A 17,404-nucleotide genomic window follows, 5' to 3' on the forward strand; every position below is an offset into this window, starting at 1 on the left:
CGCCGGTTGCGACGTTGCTGGTCGTGGCCGCTTGCCCTGTCGGCGCGCCGGCGTTCGGTGTCCCCCCGGCCGACGCCGCACCAGCAGACGTTCCGCCCGCCGTCGAGGCAGCCGTTGCCGCCCCAGCCGACGCTCCCGCAGCCGATTCCGCCGCTGCCGCGCCACCCTGCTCAGCCAGCGCACGATCAATCGCCGCAGCGTCCTCGCCGTCCGCGATCAGCACGCCGATCACGGTGTTGATCGGCACCGACGCCGGCCCGGCCTGGATCACGATGCGGCCCAGCACGCCGGTCTGTTCGGCGTTGATCTCGACGATGGCCTTTTCGGTTTCGACTTCCGCCAGCGCGTCGCCCACTGCGACGCGATCGCCTTCCTGTTTGAGCCACTGATGCAGGATGCCGCCGGAGGCGTCGGCGGCTACGGATGGGAGCTTGATGAGGGTTGCCACGATGTTCTTCCTATTCAGCGGCGCCGGCCAGGTCGGGCCGGTACGCGGCGGGGTCGTCGTATTCGACGAGTTCGAGCACATTGCCTTCGGGGTCGCGGAAGAAGGCGAGCCACGTGCCTGGCCGCACTTCCATGGGCGCGGGCGCGCTGTCGAAGACGACGCCCTTCGATTCCAGATCACGCACCACGCCGCGCAGGTCGCGCACGATGAAGGTGAGGTAGGCGGCGCCCTGGCGGTCCAGGATCGCCGCGCCGCGCACGGCGGGTTCAGGCGCGACGGCCGGTTGCAGCAGCTTGATGCGCTCGCCGTACGGCGTCTGCAAGCGCGCGACGTCGTAGCCGTGCGCCGTGAGGCCCGTTGCCCGCGCCTTGTCGGCGGGCACCGTGACGCGGTTCACCAGCTTCAAGCCCATGACGCCGGTGTAGAACGCGGCCAGCGCATCCAGGTCCGTGCAGCAAATGCTGACCTCCATCGGCACGGTCATGTGCAGGGCGCTCATGACTGTTCTCCCAGATCGGCCAGCACATCGGCCAGGCCCGCCATCACCTCGTCGGTGTCGGCGAACGCCGCGCGTTCCAGCACCTTCGAGATGCTGGGCGAGGCCTCGCCGCCGGTGACGCGCTTGACCGGCTGGTCCAGCCAGTCGAAGTAGCGGCGCTGGATCTCGTCGGCCAGCATGGCGCCGTAGGACGTGCCGCGCGCGCCTTGCTCGACGATCAGGACGTTGTTGGTCTTCTGGATGCTGGCGCCGATGGTGTCCCAGTCCAGGCTGGCGCGGTCCAGCGTGCGCAGGTCGATGACTTCGGCGTCCACGCCGGCCTGTTCGGCCGCCGCCAGCGCGCGGCTGACCATGGACAGGTACGTCAGGATGGTGACCTTGCCGCCTTCGCGGCGCACTTGTGCGCGGCCGAAGGGAATGGCGTAATCCAGATCGCCATCGGGCACGTCGCCCGACGACGCATACAGATCCACGTGCTCGATGACCAGCACCGGATCCTTGGACGCCAGCGCCGTGTTCATCAGGCCGACGTAGTCGTGCGGTGTGGACGGGGCGACGATGCGCCAGCCGGGCGCCGTAGCGAAGATGCCGGCCGGGTCCATCGAATGCTGCGAGCCGTAGCCCGTGCCCATCGCGACCTTGGTGCGCAGCACGAACGGCACGTCGATGTCGCCGCCGAACATGTGGCGCGCCTTGCCGATCTGATTGAAGATCTGGTCGGCCGCGACCCACATGAAGTCCGGGTACATGAATTCCACGACGGGCTTGTAGCGGCCGTCCATCGCCAGTCCGCCGCCCAGTCCGGCAAAGGCGTTTTCCGAGATCGGCGTGCCAAGCACGCGATCCGGGTACTTGTCCTTCAAGCCGCGCGTGGCGCCGTTGGTGCCGCCCTTCAGGCGGTGCACGTCCTCGCCCAGCACGACGACGCCGGGATCGGTTTCCATGCGGCGGTCCAGCACGTCGGCCACCGCATCGACGAACTTGCGCGTCACCTTCGCGCCGGTGTGGTCGGCGGCTTCCTGGTAGCGCAGGCCTTCCAGTTCAGCGCCGTCGCTACGCAGGCCAACGTCGCGGAAATCGGGGCTGGGCCACAGGTCGGCGCGAACGCGGCGCTTGCCGCCATCCGCCGCTTCCGTCAGGCGGCCGGACACGTCCTTCATCACGTCCTTGCAGCGTTGGCGCAGGGCATCCACCTCGGCCTGCGTGACGAGCTTGCGAGCGATCATTTCCGAGGCGATGCGGTCCAGCGGATCGCGCTGGCGCCACTGCGCCTCTTCGTCCTTGGTGCGGTAGCCGAAGGCGCTGCCGGGGAAGGGGCCGTTCTGGTGGAAGAAGCGGTAGACGTCCACCTCGACAATGGTCGGACCGTTGCCGGCACGCATGTGCGCAACGGCTTCCGACATGGCCAGGTGCACGGCCAGCGGATCCATGCCGTCGACTGTCCAGGACGGAATGTTGAAGGCCAGCCCGCGCGCGGACAGGCGCGGCTCGGCGGTGGACTCTTCCACGGTGGTGGACACGGCGTAGCGGTTGTTCTCGATGAAGAAGCACAGCGGCGTCTTCCACGCGGCGGTCAGGTTCATCGTTTCCAGGACCGACCCGATGTTGACCGCGCCGTCGCCAAAGTACGTGACGGCTACGCGGTCCGTGCCCGCATGCTTGTGCGCCCAGCCCGCGCCGGCGGCCAGCGGAACGCCGCCGCCAACGATCGCGTTGGTCCCCAATGCGCCGGCTTCCAGCCAGCGCAAGTGCATGCTGCCGCCGCGGCCGCGGCAATAGCCGTTGGCCAGGCCCATGATCTCGGCCAGCGTCTTGTGCAGGACTTCGTCGATGGCGGGCGTCAGCGGGTTGCGCGGATCCAGTCCAAGCGGCGCGACGTGTTGCAGCGCCTTCGCCAGGAACTGGTGATGGCCGCGATGCGAGCCGTTGATCTGGTCGCCTGCGCCCAGGGCCAGCACCGAACCGACGGCGCCGCCTTCCTGGCCCACCGACGAGTGCGCGGGGCCGTGCACCAGGCCTTCGGCGGCCAGCTCCAGCACGGCTTCCTCGAAAGCGCGGATCCAGTGCAGTTGGGTCAGCATCGTGCCGAGCAGCGCGGGGTCAGCCTGCTGCCAGTCCGAGGCCTCGGCCGTCAGTTGCCGCCAGGGCGCCTGGGGCTCAAGCGGTTGGTAGGTGGCCATGAATGAATCTCCAGAGTGTTTTTGTAAGCGTCGGGGGCAATCAGAGGTAGCTGTAGCGGCTCCAGCCGCCGTCGGCCACCAGGGTGTGCCCGGTGATGTAGGCGGCCTGGCGCGACGCCAGGAAAACCGCCAGGTCGGCCATTTCGGCCGGCTGCGCCATGCGGCGTAGCGGCGTGCGTTGCTTGAGGCGTTCGGGATCCAACCGGCCACGCGCCGCCAGGTCGCGCACCAGGTCGGTTTCGACGTAACCCGGCGCCAGCGCATTGACGCGCACGCCTGCGGGGCCCCATTCGACGGCCAGCGTCTCGGTCAGCAGCACCACCGCGCCCTTGGTGGCGCAGTAGGCCGCGCGGTCGGGGGCGGCGACCACTCCGTACATGGAGGCCAGGTTGATGATGCTGCCCGAGCCCGCGGGCACCATGCGCCGGCCCGCGGCCTGCGCGCACAGGAAGACGCCGGTCAGGTTGATGTCCACGGCGCGCCGCCATTCGTCCACGGTGACTTCCAGCGTGGGCTTGTTGGCCGAGATGCCGGCGTTGTTGACCAGCACGTCGATGCCGCCCCAGGTCTCGGCAACCTGCGCGAAGGCGCGTTCGACCGCGTCGGCATCGGTGACGGACGCCTGCACGGCCATGGCCTGCGCGCCGGTGCCTGTTGCCGCCAGACTTGCGACAGCCGCCTCGAGCGCGGCGGCGTCCATGTCCAGCAGCGCGACGCGCGCACCCTGGCGCGCAAACGCCTGCGCCGTGCTGTAGCCGATGCCCTTCGCGCCGCCGGTGATGACGACCGTCTGGCCGCGCAGCTCCGGATGGATGACTTCAGTGGTGTTGTCCACGATGTGTGCCTGTAATGGATGAGTACGTAGGCCGGCTAGACCGCCAGCCATTCCTGGACGACGTCCTGGCGCTCATGAAGCTGCGCGGGCGGTCCTTCGAACACGATGCGGCCGTGGCCCATCACGCTCACGCGCGTGGACACCTTCAGCGCGATCGTCAGCTTCTGTTCCACCAGCACCACCGACACGCCCTGCTTGTGGATATCCCGGATGACGTCGGCGATCACTTCGACGATCTTGGGCGCCAGGCCTTCGGTGGGCTCGTCGATCAGGATGACCTTGGGGTTGCCCAGCAACGAGCGGCACATGGTCAGCATCTGCTGCTCGCCACCCGACAGGTTGCCGGCCTTCGTGCTGCTGCGTTCCTTCAGGCGCGGGAAGTAGTCGAACATCTGCGCCACGGTCCAGTACGGCGCATCGTCGCGCCGGGGCTGCTCGCCCATGCGCAGGTTCTCGTCCACCGTCAGGTTGGCGAACACCTCGCGCTCCTCCGGCACGAAGGCCAGGCCGGCGCGCGCAATCTCGAAGGGACGTTTGTTGGTGATGTCGCGGCCTTCGATGGCGATGCGGCCGCCGGTCACGTCGACCAGGCCCATGATGCTTTTCATGGTGGTGGAGCGGCCCGCGCCGTTTCGGCCCAAGAGGCTGACCACTTCGCCGCGTCCGATCGACAGGTCGATGCCGTGCAGGATGTGGCTCTTGCCATAGTGGGCATGCACGCCCTGCAGCGACAAGAGGGGGGATTGCGTCGTCATACCGTTTCCTCTCCCAGGTAGGCCTCGCGCACGCGGGCGTCGCCGCGGATGGCGGCGGGCGTGCCGGTGGCCAGGATCTCGCCGTAGACCAGCACGCTGATGCGGTCGGCCAGCGAGAACACCACCTGCATGTCGTGCTCGACGATCAGCAGGGTGCAGTCGCGCGTTACGTCCTTGATGAGTTCGACCGTGTAGTCGACCTCCTGCTGCGACATGCCGGCCATGGGTTCATCCAGCAGGATCACCTTCGGGCGCGACGCCAGCGTCATGCCGATTTCCAGCGAGCGCTGCTCGGAGTAGTTCAGGTCGCCGGCCGCCGTGTCCTGCTTGGCCGTCAGCCGCACCTTTTCCAGCAGACGGTCCACGTCTTCATTCACGGCGCGGTTGCGCGCAATCGGCCGCCAGAAGTTGTAGACCAGTCCGTGCATGCGCAGCACCGCCAGCCGCAGGTTCTCGCGCACCGACAAGCGCGGGAACACGTTGGTGATCTGGAACGAGCGCGCAAGGCCAAGGCGGTTGATGGCCTCGGGCGCCAGGCCGCCGATGGACCGCGAGCGCAGGCTGATGTCGCCCGACGTGGGCGCGAACGAGCCCGACATCAGGTGAAACAGCGTGGACTTGCCCGCGCCGTTGGGGCCGATGACGGCGTGGCGTTCGCCGGCTTCGATCGCCAGGTTCACGCCGCGGATGATCTGCGCTTCACCAAAGGATTTGCGCACGTCGGTCAGGGTCAGGATCTCGTGGCTCATTTGGCGGGCTCCAGCAGAGGGGCGGCTTCGCCGGCGTCGCGCCACAGGGTCAGCGCCCAGCGGCAGGCGGCAAGTCCAACGGCAAACAACGCCACCGGCACCAGCCAGGTGGACACGGCAAGCGGCGCCCACTCCTGGCCGAACAGCGGGATCGCGGGCCAGCCGGCCTCGGGGTTCATGGCGAGGAGCGCGCGGTAGTCGCGCGCGAACATGCGTTGCAAGAGTTCCACGGTGAAGACGGTGGCGCCGGTCAGCAGCAGACCGCCGGCCACCGACACCGCGGCGCGAGGCAGCCAGTTGGCCAGGCCGCGTTCGCGCAGCGACTTGGCTGCGCGCTGCACCAGACCGACCAGGCCGTCCGGCACGAACAGCATCACCAGCACGAACAGGATGCCTTGATACAGCAGCCAGGACCGCGTGATGTCGGCCAGCGTCTGCGACAGGAACGTCAGGATCGACGCGCCCAGCACCGGACCCAGGAACGCATTGACGCCGCCGATGTAGGCGAACAGCACCGCGTCGGTGGACAGCTTGACCTCGAACAGCACGTAGTTGCCGGCCTCGATGTTCAGCGCCTGCAGGCCGCCCGCAATGCCGGCAAACATCGCCGACAGCGCGAACACCATCGTCTTGAGCGCGTGCGGGCGATAGCCCAGGTAGCGCAGGCGGTTGGCGTTCTCGCGCAGGCCCAGCGTCAACCGGCCGAGCGGTGTGCGCGTCAGGCCGTACAGGGCGGCCAGCGACACCACCACCCAAGCCAGCACCAGGTAGTACACCTCGATGTCGGAGCCGAAGGTAAAGCCCCACGCCGGCATGCGCATGGCGGATACGCCCGCCTCGCCGCCGAAGACACCCTTCAGGTGCGGCGCCAGCGCGTGCAGCAGTTCGGCCAGCGCCAGCGTGATCATCGAAAAGTACACACCCGAGCGCATGGTGGCGAACCAGCCGGCGACCACGCCGAACAGCAGTCCGGCCACGCCGCCGATGAGCGGCATCAAGGGTGTGGGCAGCAGGCCCGCGCCGCCCAGCGCATTCATCGCATGGATGGTGGCAAACGTCCCGACGCCAAAGTACGCGGCATGGCCGAAGGACAGCATGCCGCCCTGGCCGGCCAGCAAATTGAAGGCGCAGGCAAACAGTGCGGCAATCAGCATCTGCACGGCCGCCACGAGCTGGCCGGCAGGCAGCAGCCACGGCAGCGCGCACAGGGCGGCCACACACAGAATCAACAGCAGCGCGCCCGTGGCGCGGCCGGTGGAGGTTGCGGAATGGCTCATGCCTGCTCTCCCTTCAGGCCCGACGGCTTGATCAGCAGCACCACCAGCATCAACAGAAACGGCAGCGTCGCGGCCAAGCTGGATATCTTCACGGTCATCAGGCCGCCCACGCTCTCGGCCCAGTCACGCGCGCCGAACAGGCCGAACAGCGTGGCAAGGCTGGCGTCGATGCCGACCGAGAACGAGCTGATCAGGCCGATCAAGAGCGAGGCGATCATTGCGCCCTCCAGCGAACCCAGTCCGCCGACCACGACCACCACGAACACCAGCACGCCCAGTTCCAGCGCCATGTTCGGGTTGGTGGTGTAGAACGCGCCCGCCACCGCGCCGGCCAGGCCCGCCATCGCAGCGCCCACGCCAAACACGCTCATGAAGACGAGCGGCACGTTGTGTCCCAGCGCTTCGGCCATGCGCGGACGGTAGATGGCCGAGCGCACGACGATGCCCACGCGGGTGCGCGACAGCAGCAGGTAGATCACCGCGAACATCGCGATCGACACACCGCCCATCAGCAGGCGGTAGAACGGATAATCCGCGTCGAACACGCGGAACGCCGCGAAGTTCAGAAACTGCGGCACGCGGTAGTCGACGGGGAAGTCGCCGTAGAAAAGCTTGACCAGCTCGGCGACGATGAACGCCAGCCCGAAGGTCACCAGCAGCTCCTGCGCGTGACCGAACTTGTGCACGCGGCGCAGGAAAAAGCGTTCGACGCCCATGCCCAGCATGCCCGAGATGACCGTGGCCAGCACGAGGGCCGCCCAGAAGCCCGTGACGGGCGTCAGCGTGTAGGCGGCGTACGCGCCAATCATGTAGAACGAGGCGTGCGCAAAGTTCAGCACGCCCATCATTCCGAAAATCAGTGTCAGGCCTGCCGACACCATGAATAGCAGTAGGCCGTAGATCACGCCGTTCAACAGCGAGACGGTAAAGTATTCCATGTCCGCTCCAGGATTCTTGCGCGGGACGCCGGGCGTCCCGCGAGCGATTGCGCACGTTGTTTTTGCCCGGCCCGCGCCGGGTGTGCGCTTGTCATGTGCCGGCGGCGGCCCGTTCGCGTTTCAGCGCACGGGCCGCCGCGCGGGCATCACTTCGGACGTTGCATCTTGCAGGTCGCCTGCACCGGCGCGGACACGTCGGCCGCGGCCAGCACCTTGACCGGTTCAAAACCCATGTCGGTGCCGTCCGCCTTGTACTTGGCGTTCTTGCCCACCTTGGACACGACCATCGGCAGTTGCACCTGATGGTCTTCGGCGCGCATCGTGTAGTCGCCCAGCGCCGACTTGTAGGTGACCTGCTCCAGCGCCACGGCCAGCTCGGGCACCGACAGCTTGTCGTCCTTGGGCTTGACCTGCTTCAAGGCTTCGCCCAGGAAGCGCACGCCGATCACGGTCTGCGGCTCGGTGTAGCTGGGGTAGTGGCCGGTTTTGGACTTGTAGTCCTCGGCGAACTTCGCGCCTTCCTCGCCCGCAGCCTCGATGTTGTACGGATGGGCGATGTAATGGCCCATCGCGACTTCGCCGGCGTTGGCCAGGTTGCCCACCTGGTCCAGGAACACCGTGGCAAAGCGCACCTTCAGGCCGGCGGCCTGCGTGGCCTTCATCAGCAGCAGCAGGTCGTTGGACCAGTTGCCGGTGATCACCGTGTCCGGCGTGGCCGAACGGATGCGCGCCACGTACGGTGCGAAGTCCTGGATCTTGTTGACCTCGTGCAGCGTCTTGCCCACCACCTCGTAACCGTATTCCTTGGCAAAGCGCTCGGTCGCGCCTTCCATGTCCTGGCCCCACGAGTAGTTCTGGTTGATGGCGTACACGCGCTTGCCCAGCGTGCCGTCGGCCGACATCACCGACGCCAGCGCCTTCACGCGCAGGTCGGCGTTGGTGGTGAAGCGGAAGTGGTAGAAGTGGCACTTCTGGCCGGTCAGCTCAAGCGCCTCGCCGCCCACGTTCAGGAAGACGATTTCCTTGCCGGGGTTGCGCAGGTTGTGCTTGCGCACGTCTTCCGTCAGCTGGCCCGAGATCGCCGACGACGACCCTTGCACCAGCACCTGCACGCCCTCGGCGGCGGCGGCGCGGAAGCGGTCCGAGGCGCCCACCGGGCCGCCCTGGTTGTCGAACTCCACCAGTTCCAGCGGCTGGCCGTTCCAGCCGCCGGCGGCGTTGATGCGATCCAGCTCGTATTTGACGGCGGCACGGAACATCAGGCCGGTCGAGGCCTGCGGGCCCGACAGCGTTTCGATCAGGCCGATCTTGACGGGCGCGGCGTGGGCGGTCGCGGCGAGTCCGGCCAGGCACAGCAGACCGGTGGTGAAAGCCAATTTCATGCGTGTCTCCTCCGTGGAACGGGAGTGTGTGATTGCGTGGGTCAGGCAGGCGCGCACGCCGCATCGCCCGCATGCCGCAAGGGCGTGAGGGCGATGGGGAGCGAAGACGAGGGAATGGCGCGGACCACGAACGCACAAGGCGCCGGGCCGAAACGCCAGCCGGACAGGGCACGAAGCCGCCGGGGCGTCTGAAGGTGCGCCGTCGGACGTGCCGAGGGCGCGGATGCGGTCATGCTGCCGGTGAAGTTCACCTGGTTGTCCCCTGCCTGTTATGCGGCGTGTCGCCGTGTTTTTCTGACTGACTTGCCTGAAAGCGTCAGTTGATTTACGCTTTCCGCACAAGTTGTCAGGCAACTTTATCAAGTTGTCCGATAAATCATAGGCCAGGCGTTTTTCTCGTGTCAAGCAACGGATTCAGCAGTTCAATCAGAATTCGCACCGTTGCCGCGACAGCGCCGCGGACCGCTAAAAACAGCTTCAGGAGACAGGATGATTTCGTTTGAGGGGCAGGTTGCCGCCATCACTGGCGCGGGCAACGGCATCGGGCTGGCGACGGCGCGCCTCATGGCCGCGCACGGCGCGCGGCTGGTGCTGACCGACATCGACAACGCGCGGCTCGAGGAGGTGGCGGCAGAGCTCGACCCCACCGGGCAGCGCGTCTACACGCATGCGCTGGACGTGTCGGTGTCGCACGATTGCGAACGGGTGTTCGAGGCGGCGGCCAAGCATTTCGGTGGGCTGGACCACTTGGTCCACTGCGCGGGCATCTATCCGGAACAGCTCGTCAAGGACACCAGCGACGAGTCCTGGCGCACGCTGATGCGCGTCAATCTGGACGGCACGTTCTACGTGTGCCGCGCCGCCCAGCGCCATCTGCGCCACGACGGTTCGATCGTCCTGTTGACGTCGCTGGCCGCGCAGCGCGGCAGCTATGCGCACGCCGCCTATTCCGCCTCCAAGGGCGCGGTGCAGAGCTTCACCCGCAGCCTGGCATTGGAACTGGCCCCCCAGATCCGCGTGAACGCGGTGGCGCCCGGCATCATCGCCACGTCCATGACCCATGACCTGATCGGGCAAAAGGGCGCGCAGTTGCTGGAAAGCACGCCGCTGCGCCGGTTCGGCACGGCCGAAGAGATCGCGGGGACCATCGCGTTCCTGTGCTCGCCGCTGGCGTCATTTGTGACGGGCGAGGTCATGCAGGTCAATGGCGGGATCTATATCGCTTAAAGTGCAGGAACGCGGCGCGCCGGGACAAACCGGCAAATCTATAATTTCCAAGGCGCTGCCGCGAAGATGCCTGTCAGGACCCCCACGCGAGACATTCCTATAAACATGGCTGCCGCACCCGCGCGCCGCCCTCACGTTTGAAGATCCCCATGCAGCCCAGTCAAGAATCCGATCCGACGCGCGCCGCGCCTCGCAGTTCGCTGTCCGCGGCGGTGGCGGATGCCCTGGCCGACCAGATACGCCAAGGCGTGCTGGCCCCCGGCGACCGTCTGCCTACTGAAAAGCAATTGACCGAAATGCATTCGGTCAGCCGCGCGGTCGTGCGCGAAGCCCTGGCTCGCCTCAAATCCGAAGGCTTGGTCACGTCGCAGCAAGGCAGTGGCGTATTCGTCGATCCGAACTTCCAGAAGAACGCCTTTCGCATCGCCGCGCCGACGCCAGGCGACAACCAGGACCTGGAACACATCCTGGAGCTCATGCTGTCCATCGAGGTCACGGCAGCGCGCTATGCGGCGCAGCGGCGCACCGATCCTGACTTGAAGAAGATGCGGCAGGCGCTGGTGGGCATGGAGTACGCGCTCATCAACGACAAGCTGGGCGACGAGGAAGACTACCAATTCCACCAGGCCATCGTGCAGGCCACGCACAACCCGCATCTGGTGGCGCTGAACGATTATCTGGAAGCGAACGTGCGGCGCGTCATCCGCAGCGCACGCAACAACACGGCGCGCATGTATGCCGAGCGCATGGCCGCGGTGCAGAGCGAGCATCAGGCCATCTTCGCGGCTATCGAAGCCGGGGACCCCGATGCCGCGGGCCGCGCCGCGGAAGAGCATTTACGCAATGCGGCGGACCGGCTGCGGTTGTTTCAGGCGGAGCGCCCGGCGCCGGTCTAGCGTGCCTCGGTCTGGCGCGCCCGCGCGGCGCGCCGTCCTTTATGCGAACGTCTGCTCCATCTCGCGCCGGAACTGCACCGCCGTCGAGCGTTCGTCGTACTCCACATCGCGCCAGCGGATCGCCTGCGACTGCCGCACGGGGTTCTTCAGCTTGACCTTGTTCGACAGCCCCAGCGGCAGATAGCCTTCCTCGACCGAATCGGGGGCCGGCATCAGGCGCCCGTACACCGTGTAGCCGCCTTCGCCGTCCAGGATCTGGCCGGCCTGCAGGTCGCGCTTGGCCGTCGCCACGACGTCACCATGCCAGCCGGCCGGCGCACCCGTCGGCTCGCGCCGCAGGCCTACGCTGGCCACGCTGATGCCCAACTCAAGCCCGATCAGGTGGTACGGCTTGTACATGGCAGTGAAATTGCCGCTCGGATCGGTGACCAGGCCATATTCCTGGAAGCAGCGGCGCACGTAGTCGCTGTCGGCCGCCAGCGTGACGTACACGCCCCAGCGCAGGTCGCGGAACACCGGCCGGCCGTCGCGTTCCAGCGACGAAATCACCTCGACCTGGCCGCGATGGTGCAGCATGCCGCCATCTTCGCGGGGACGCAGCACGCGCGCCAGATCGTCCACGCCGCACGGCGGAAAGTGCAGGCCGGACGGCGAGGGCAGCAGGCCCGTGGCATTGGAGACGGCCGCCATCTCGATGGCGCTCTTGGTGCCATCCAGAAAGCTGTTGAACATCTGCGCATTGAAGTCGCCCGCCGCTACCATCTCCGCCGTGAAGCCGTAATAGGGCCAGACGGTATCGGGCGTGGACGTGTGGAATTCGGGCAGGTACTTGGTGCCCTTGCCGGCGGCCATGACTTCAAAGCCGCTGGCGCGGGCCCAGTCCACCATTTCGCAGATCAGCGCGGGCTGGTCGCCATAAGCCAGCGAATAGACGATGCCCGCCTCGCGCGCGCGGCGCGCCAGCAGCGGGCCGGCCAGCGCGTCGGCTTCGACGTTGACCATGATGATGTGTTTGCCGTACTCGCAGCAGGTCAGCACATGCGTGATGCCGGCCGCGGCCTGGCCGGTGGCGTCGATGACGATGTCCACGTCGGGACTGGCGATGACGGTGCGCGCGTCGTCGCAGAAATAGACCTTGCCGTTCTTGTACGCGTCATTGATGCTGCTGGCGTTGAGCGCGCCTGCGGGCCAGCCGACGCGGGTCAGCGCGGCGCGCGCCCGGTCGGGCACGAGATCCGCCACCGCGACCAGGCGCATGCCCGGCGTGCGCGGGGCCTGACTCATGAACATGGCGCCGAACTTTCCGGCGCCCAACAATGCGACTCGCAGCGGCTTGTGGTCGGCTTCTCGCTGCTTGAGCAGACGGTACAGATTCATGGCGCGGGCTCCTCCTGGGTGGGGCGTACGACTCCACAGGATAGTCCCAAACGATGACGCCTGAACAGGACTCAGCAGGACTCAGGCATCTGCCGTATAGAGCTCGCCGGCCAGCACGTTGCGCCAGTTCTGCCAGGTGATGCGCGGGCGGTCCGTCACCTCGCGGTTGTAGGGCGCGTCAAACAGGATGTGCTTCCAGCGTGGCCGCACGGCGCCTTCGATATGCGGCTTGTCGTCGATGAGCAGATGGCCCTGCACCAGCGTCTTGTCCTTGGTCAGGATCAGCCGGTTGGTGGCCTCGCGGCCCAGATTCTTTTCCACCCACAGGTATTTTTCGGCGACGCAGTTTTCAAACTGCGACAGCGGCGACGAGCAGATCCGCACATCCATGCCGAGCGCCAGCAGTTCCTTGACGGCGTCCAGCGCACCGGGCACGGGCGGCAGATTGCGGATGAAGCCCGGCGCGGTGTAGATCGCCTCGGCCATTCCGCGTAGTTCTGGGCCGTAATCCTCGCGGATGTAGAACGACTTGCGGTCCTCGAACGCGATGGGCGCGATGTCGGGGTGGCGCTCGCGCCAGGCGTCGATGAAGGCGTGTTCGAAATCGGCCAGCACGCCGTCTTGATCCAGCAGGATGATCATGGGGGTCCCAAACGTTGGCAACCGTAGGATTGTGCCCTAGCCGCCCAACGGCCGGGATTGCGCGACGATGCGGTAACGGCTGCCGCCCGTCAGCGACTCGGACGCGACCAGCACCATGCGGTCGTAATGCCAGTCCAGCGGCGCGGGCGCCTCGCCGGGCGGCTCGGCGTGCGTGATGTTGCGCAGCAATGTGACGTGCGGGCGGAACGGCTGGGTCGGCGGGGTCAGTCCATAGCCGGAGAGCCACAGCCAGAGATCGTCGTGGGCCTGCTGTAAGGTGGGGGGCGTCTCGGAGGGACCCGCCCAGAGAATGCGCTGGCGGTGGAAGACCCCATAGCGGTCCAGCCGCACGTCGCCCGCTGCCAGGCGGTGATCGGGCGTGGCGGCCGCCAGCTCGTCGGCCAGGGCGCTGTCGACGGGTCCGAGGAAGGCGAGCGTCAGATGCAGCGTCTCGGTACGCATGGCGCGTCCGCCCGTGACCAGCTTCACGGCTTCCGCCCAGCCGGCCAGCGACGCCGCCAGCGGGGGGGACGGCCACAGCGCGTAGAAGAGGCGGATGGTGGACATCCGCTGATTGTAGGTCGCGCCCGCGCTGGGTGGTGCCGACTGTCTAGGGCTTGGTGCGCCGGGTCACGCCAGTGTCAAAGCGTTCGACGCCGGGGCGAGCGGTGCTGGGACGGGCGTTCTGCGCGGAAGCGGCATCCGCCGTGGCCGGCCGGTCAAAGCGCTCGACGCCCGGGCGAGCCGGGCGGTCGAAGCGTTCCACGCCGGGGCGCGCGGCGGGGCGGTCGAATCGTTCGACGCCCGGGCGGTTCAGCCGCTCGACGCCGGGGCGATCCAGACGTTCTACGCCCGGACGATCAAACCGCTCGACGCCAGGCCGTGCAAAGCGCTCGACCCGTTGCGGCGAGGCGGTCTTGGCGGCCGCGCTTTGCGCCGCTTCTTGCTCACGCTTGGCGATGATCTCTTCGGCGCGCTGGTGGTGCGGCGCCATCTTGCGCACCATCACCCGGCCGTCGCGCGGGAAGTAGTTGATGCGGCGCGCGTGCACGTCGCCCAGATCCTGCGCCTTGACGGGGATGCCTTCGGTCTTGAGGTAGTTCAGGACGAACTCGCCGTTGCGCTCGCCGATGTTCATCTGCTGCATGGCCGCCAGCACCGCGCCGCCGCCGAACACCTTGGCTTCCAGGCGGTCGCGCGAAGCGCCCGCCTTGAGCAGTTCGTTGATCAGCACTTCCATCGCAAAGGCGCCGTAGCGCATGGTGGCCGACGCGGGCGACTGCATGTCGCCTTCGGGCAACATGAAGTGGTTCATGCCGCCCACGCCCGTGACCGGGTCGTGGATGCAAGCCGCCACGCAGGATCCCAGCACGGTCGAGATCATCATGTTCTCGTTGGTGACGTAGTACTCGTTCGGGAGCACTTTCACTGCCTGAGATTGGAACGCGCTGTCGTAGTAGTGACGCGTCGCGCGAGCTTCAAGAGCGGCCATTGGACTGATATCTGGGCAAAAACGGCGATTGAGACACTAGAAATGCAGGAAGAAGCGGCAATTGTGACAAAACATGTAAAAAAATGTCGCTTTATTCTTACATATCCCGGCAGTCAATGGGAGAAAACTGTGTAAGTACGACGAAAGCGTCGTTTATTGGAACTCCTCCTGACGCCCGCATGCAAAAAGCCTGTGCGGATGGCAGGCAACCATCCTACACAGGCAAGTTCGGGGTCTTTCCCCGGATCACGGGGATGAAGGGGGTTCAAAAGGAGGTTTAAAGGCCGGATTTCGCCCGACCCGGACCTCAGAGCTGGTAGCGCGCGGTCAGCATCAAGTTGCGCGGGTCGCCATAGACGTTGCTGGGAAAGCCGACACTGCCCGACAGGGCGTTGTAGTACCGTTTATCGAAGACGTTGTTGATGTTCAACTGCAAGTCCAGCTTCGGGGTTGCCTGCCAGCCCACCACCAGGTCGGTGACGGTGTAAGCGCCCTGGGTGATCCGGAAGGGCACACCGCTCGTGGTGCCCTCGTTGTAGATCGAATCCTGACGGTAGATCGATCCGCCGACGCGCCAGCCCTGCATGACGCCGGGCAGCCGGTACATGGTCGACAGCTTGAACAGGTGCCGCGGCGTGTCCGTGTCAAAGAGCGCGCCTACATTGGCGGGATTCGCATCCTTGCGGTAGCGGGCGATGGCCACCGTGTAGCCCGCGCTGACCTGCCAGTTGGGCGTGATGGCGCCCTGCAGCTCAAATTCCACGCCCTGGCTGCGCACTTCGCCGGCGGCCGAATAGCAGCTGACCGTCGGGTAGCCGGCGCACTGGCTCTGGTCGGCGCTGCGGAAGGCACGGTTCTTCTGGTCCATGCGGAACAGCGCGGCCGAGGCATTCAGCGCACCGCCGAAGTACTCGCCCTTGATCCCGATTTCGTAGTTCTGGCCGATCACCGGATCCAGCAGATTGTTGCTGGCGTCCAGGTAGTTCTGGGGTTTGAAGATGTCGGTGTAGCTGGCGTAGACCGAATGCTGGTCATTCAGGTCGTAGACCACGCCGGCGTACTTGGTCAGTTGGCTGTTGATGCGGTAGCGATTGTTCGCACTGACGGACGGCGTATTGGACAGGTAGTTCGGATAGGTGTTGACGGTGTCGTTGTAGTCGAACCAGTCCAGCCGGCCGCCCAGGATGAGCTTGAGCCGGTCGGTCAGGCTCAGGCGCGTCGTGGCGTACACGCTTTGCTGTTTGATCTTGGCGTCCATCCAGTCCCGCAGCGGAATGTGGGGATCGGGGACGGCGCTCGGGTCGAAGTTGTACAGGTCCAGGTTGCTGTTCAGAACCAGCCCCTGGCGGCTGTTGCCGTCGAAATCGACGTCGCGATAGCTGGCGCCCAGCACCAGCTCGTGCGTGCGGCCCAGCAGATCGAAGGGGCCGTTGGCGTACAGGTCCACGCTGCTCTGCTTTTCCTTGTGGGCGTTGCGCGCGCCCAACTGGCTGTACCGGCCGGTGGCGACGCTGTAGCTGAGGTAGTGCCCCTGCATGTCGACGTCGGCCTGCGCGTAGTACGCCGACAGGTGCATGCGCCAGCCGTTGCCGAACCGGTGGTCGAGCCCCGCGAAGGCGGAGTTGGTGGTCTTGTTCCAATGCTCCCAGTCATTGGCGTAGGACGTGGATCTCGGCAATCCCAGATCGCTGCCGTCGCGACCCACCGGCAGACCGGTGAAGCCGTTGCCGTGCAGCCGGTTCTCCTGGTGCAGGGCGCTCAGCGTTAGCGTGGTGGAGGCGCCCAGATCCTTTTCGAGGATTCCGTAGAACGTCTGACCGTCGCTGCTTTCGCCGCGTTTGTAGCTGCCGTAGTCCTGCGTGGCGACGACCGCGCGGCCGCGCAGGCTGCCGTCCTCCGACAGCGGACCCGAGGCGTCCAGCTCCGCCCGGTAGCGGTCCCAACTGCCGGCATTCACGCCGATGGACACCTGGGGCTCGGCGGTCGGGCGCTTGCGCACCAGATTGATGGCCGCCGACGGATTGCCCGCGCCCTGCACCAATCCGGTGGCGCCACGCACGATCTCCACGCGGTCGTAGATGGCCATGTCGGTCGCCAGCAGATCCTGCGACAGGTTGGAGCTGTCCAGGCCCACGGGCAAGCCGTCGTACATGATGTTGTCGACGTACATGCCGCGCGAATAGAAGGACGCGCGCTCCGGTCCGAAGCGCCGGAAGGTCAGGCCGGTGGCGGTCTGCACCACGTCGTTGACCGTCGCCAGGTTCTGGTCCTGAATGCGTTGGCGGGTGACGACGGTGACCGACTGCGGCGTTTCCCGCATCGACAGGTTGAGCCGGGTGGCCGTGCTCATGCTGCCGGTGGTGTACGACTCCGTGCCCTCGGTCGTGCCGTCGGTGGCAGCGCTGGCGGTCACGGTAACCAGGGGCAGCGTGGTGGCGCCGGACGCGGCGGATGCATGCGTGTCGTCGACACGCAGCACGAACGCGTCTGTGTCCAATCGCACGGCCCGAAGACCGGTGCCGGCGAGCAGTCGCGCCAGGGCGCTGGCGGCGGGCTGGCGGCCCTGCACGCCGGCGGTGTGCTTGCCGTCGGTTTGTTCGGCGGTGAAGGTCAGCATGATGCCGGCCGTGCTGGCCAACTGCCGCAAGGCGGGCGCGAGCGGGCCGGCGGCGATATTGAAGTCGGCTGCCGCGGCATTGGCCGCCGG

General features: G+C 66.7%; 16 protein-coding genes. 2 read left to right on the plus strand and 14 right to left on the minus strand.

From position 1 onward, the window contains the following. The 9 genes from B3446_RS21310 to B3446_RS21350 form a co-directional block, all read right to left on the minus strand. A partial coding sequence (locus B3446_RS21310; protein ID WP_291384759.1) for a biotin/lipoyl-containing protein occupies window positions 1-448 on the minus strand: 448 nt, incomplete at its 3' end. Window positions 449-458: 10 nt separating this feature from the next. Continuing rightward, window positions 459-947: a VOC family protein gene (locus tag B3446_RS21315; protein WP_291384761.1), complete on the minus strand. Its 489-nt coding sequence runs from the start codon at window positions 945-947 to the stop codon at window positions 459-461. Continuing rightward, window positions 944-3,127, minus strand: coding sequence for an alpha-ketoacid dehydrogenase subunit alpha/beta (locus B3446_RS21320; protein ID WP_291384762.1), 2,184 nt, complete (start codon window positions 3,125-3,127; stop codon window positions 944-946). Before B3446_RS21320 ends, B3446_RS21315 begins: the two co-directional genes overlap by 4 nt. A 40-nt stretch (window positions 3,128-3,167) precedes the next feature. Beyond that, the gene (locus tag B3446_RS21325; RefSeq protein WP_175139543.1) at window positions 3,168-3,962 is read right to left on the minus strand and encodes an SDR family NAD(P)-dependent oxidoreductase; all 795 of its coding nucleotides are present in this window, start codon (window positions 3,960-3,962) and stop codon (window positions 3,168-3,170) included. A 35-nt stretch (window positions 3,963-3,997) separates the two neighbouring features. Then, complete coding sequence (locus B3446_RS21330; RefSeq protein WP_056559753.1) at window positions 3,998-4,717, minus strand: ABC transporter ATP-binding protein; 720 nt, start codon at window positions 4,715-4,717, stop codon at window positions 3,998-4,000. Continuing rightward, the gene (locus B3446_RS21335; protein ID WP_291384765.1) at window positions 4,714-5,466 is read right to left on the minus strand and encodes an ABC transporter ATP-binding protein; all 753 of its coding nucleotides are present in this window, start codon (window positions 5,464-5,466) and stop codon (window positions 4,714-4,716) included. The genes B3446_RS21330 and B3446_RS21335 overlap by 4 nt, the downstream gene beginning before the upstream one ends. Continuing rightward, the gene (locus B3446_RS21340; RefSeq protein ID WP_291384767.1) at window positions 5,463-6,743 is read right to left on the minus strand and encodes a branched-chain amino acid ABC transporter permease; all 1,281 of its coding nucleotides are present in this window, start codon (window positions 6,741-6,743) and stop codon (window positions 5,463-5,465) included. Before B3446_RS21340 ends, B3446_RS21335 begins: the two co-directional genes overlap by 4 nt. After that, the gene (locus B3446_RS21345; RefSeq protein WP_291384769.1) at window positions 6,740-7,681 is read right to left on the minus strand and encodes a branched-chain amino acid ABC transporter permease; all 942 of its coding nucleotides are present in this window, start codon (window positions 7,679-7,681) and stop codon (window positions 6,740-6,742) included. Before B3446_RS21345 ends, B3446_RS21340 begins: the two co-directional genes overlap by 4 nt. A 146-nt stretch (window positions 7,682-7,827) precedes the next feature. After that, window positions 7,828-9,063, minus strand: a complete 1,236-nt coding sequence (locus tag B3446_RS21350) for a branched-chain amino acid ABC transporter substrate-binding protein (protein WP_291384771.1) — start codon at window positions 9,061-9,063, stop codon at window positions 7,828-7,830. A gap of 489 nt (window positions 9,064-9,552) precedes the next feature. Between B3446_RS21350 and B3446_RS21355 the strand changes: the two genes are divergently transcribed. Then, window positions 9,553-10,290, plus strand: coding sequence for an SDR family NAD(P)-dependent oxidoreductase (locus tag B3446_RS21355; protein WP_175184860.1), 738 nt, complete (start codon window positions 9,553-9,555; stop codon window positions 10,288-10,290). Between the two features lie 149 nt (window positions 10,291-10,439). After that, window positions 10,440-11,186 (plus strand): FadR/GntR family transcriptional regulator, encoded by a 747-nt coding sequence (locus B3446_RS21360; RefSeq protein WP_291384774.1) that lies wholly within the window; start codon window positions 10,440-10,442, stop codon window positions 11,184-11,186. Window positions 11,187-11,225: 39 nt separating this feature from the next. Here B3446_RS21360 and B3446_RS21365 read toward each other — a convergent pair whose 3' ends face one another. The 5 genes from B3446_RS21365 to B3446_RS21385 form a co-directional block, all read right to left on the minus strand. Beyond that, window positions 11,226-12,563 carry an NAD(P)H-dependent oxidoreductase gene (locus B3446_RS21365; protein ID WP_056559741.1) on the minus strand — a complete coding sequence of 446 codons (1,338 nt, stop codon included), beginning with the start codon at window positions 12,561-12,563 and terminating at the stop codon, window positions 11,226-11,228. 81 nt (window positions 12,564-12,644) lie between these two features. Next, entirely contained in the window at window positions 12,645-13,205 is a 561-nt protein-coding gene (locus B3446_RS21370) for a 5'-3'-deoxyribonucleotidase (protein ID WP_175122194.1), read from the minus strand. 36 nt (window positions 13,206-13,241) lie between these two features. Further along, entirely contained in the window at window positions 13,242-13,772 is a 531-nt protein-coding gene (thpR, locus tag B3446_RS21375) for an RNA 2',3'-cyclic phosphodiesterase (RefSeq protein WP_291384776.1), read from the minus strand. Window positions 13,773-13,815: 43 nt separating this feature from the next. Continuing rightward, on the minus strand, window positions 13,816-14,697 hold the full coding sequence (gene cheD / locus B3446_RS21380) for a chemoreceptor glutamine deamidase CheD (protein ID WP_291384778.1): 882 nt from the start codon (window positions 14,695-14,697) through the stop codon (window positions 13,816-13,818). Between the two features lie 307 nt (window positions 14,698-15,004). Further along, a partial coding sequence (locus tag B3446_RS21385; protein ID WP_291384780.1) for a TonB-dependent siderophore receptor occupies window positions 15,005-17,404 on the minus strand: 2,400 nt, incomplete at its 5' end.

Origin of the sequence: Achromobacter sp. UBA5777 (assembly GCF_002418565.1) — a bacterium.
Taxonomy (GTDB): Bacteria; Pseudomonadota; Gammaproteobacteria; order Burkholderiales; family Burkholderiaceae_B; genus Achromobacter; species Achromobacter animicus.

What these genes read in the sequence shown, in the direction of transcription:
- B3446_RS21370 (WP_175122194.1), bottom strand. Translation starts at nt 13,205, where the DNA reads ATGATCATCCTGCTGGATCAAGACGGCGTGCTGGCCGATTTCGAACAC.
- B3446_RS21320 (WP_291384762.1), bottom strand. Translation starts at nt 3,127, where the DNA reads ATGGCCACCTACCAACCGCTTGAGCCCCAGGCGCCCTGGCGGCAACTG.
- B3446_RS21350 (WP_291384771.1), bottom strand. Translation starts at nt 9,063, where the DNA reads ATGAAATTGGCTTTCACCACCGGTCTGCTGTGCCTGGCCGGACTCGCC.
- B3446_RS21340 (WP_291384767.1), bottom strand. Translation starts at nt 6,743, where the DNA reads ATGAGCCATTCCGCAACCTCCACCGGCCGCGCCACGGGCGCGCTGCTG.
- B3446_RS21355 (WP_175184860.1), top strand. Translation starts at nt 9,553, where the DNA reads ATGATTTCGTTTGAGGGGCAGGTTGCCGCCATCACTGGCGCGGGCAAC.
- B3446_RS21335 (WP_291384765.1), bottom strand. Translation starts at nt 5,466, where the DNA reads ATGAGCCACGAGATCCTGACCCTGACCGACGTGCGCAAATCCTTTGGT.
- B3446_RS21360 (WP_291384774.1), top strand. Translation starts at nt 10,440, where the DNA reads ATGCAGCCCAGTCAAGAATCCGATCCGACGCGCGCCGCGCCTCGCAGT.
- B3446_RS21315 (WP_291384761.1), bottom strand. Translation starts at nt 947, where the DNA reads ATGAGCGCCCTGCACATGACCGTGCCGATGGAGGTCAGCATTTGCTGC.
- cheD (WP_291384778.1), bottom strand. Translation starts at nt 14,697, where the DNA reads ATGGCCGCTCTTGAAGCTCGCGCGACGCGTCACTACTACGACAGCGCG.
- thpR (WP_291384776.1), bottom strand. Translation starts at nt 13,772, where the DNA reads ATGTCCACCATCCGCCTCTTCTACGCGCTGTGGCCGTCCCCCCCGCTG.
- B3446_RS21330 (WP_056559753.1), bottom strand. Translation starts at nt 4,717, where the DNA reads ATGACGACGCAATCCCCCCTCTTGTCGCTGCAGGGCGTGCATGCCCAC.
- B3446_RS21365 (WP_056559741.1), bottom strand. Translation starts at nt 12,563, where the DNA reads ATGAATCTGTACCGTCTGCTCAAGCAGCGAGAAGCCGACCACAAGCCG.
- B3446_RS21345 (WP_291384769.1), bottom strand. Translation starts at nt 7,681, where the DNA reads ATGGAATACTTTACCGTCTCGCTGTTGAACGGCGTGATCTACGGCCTA.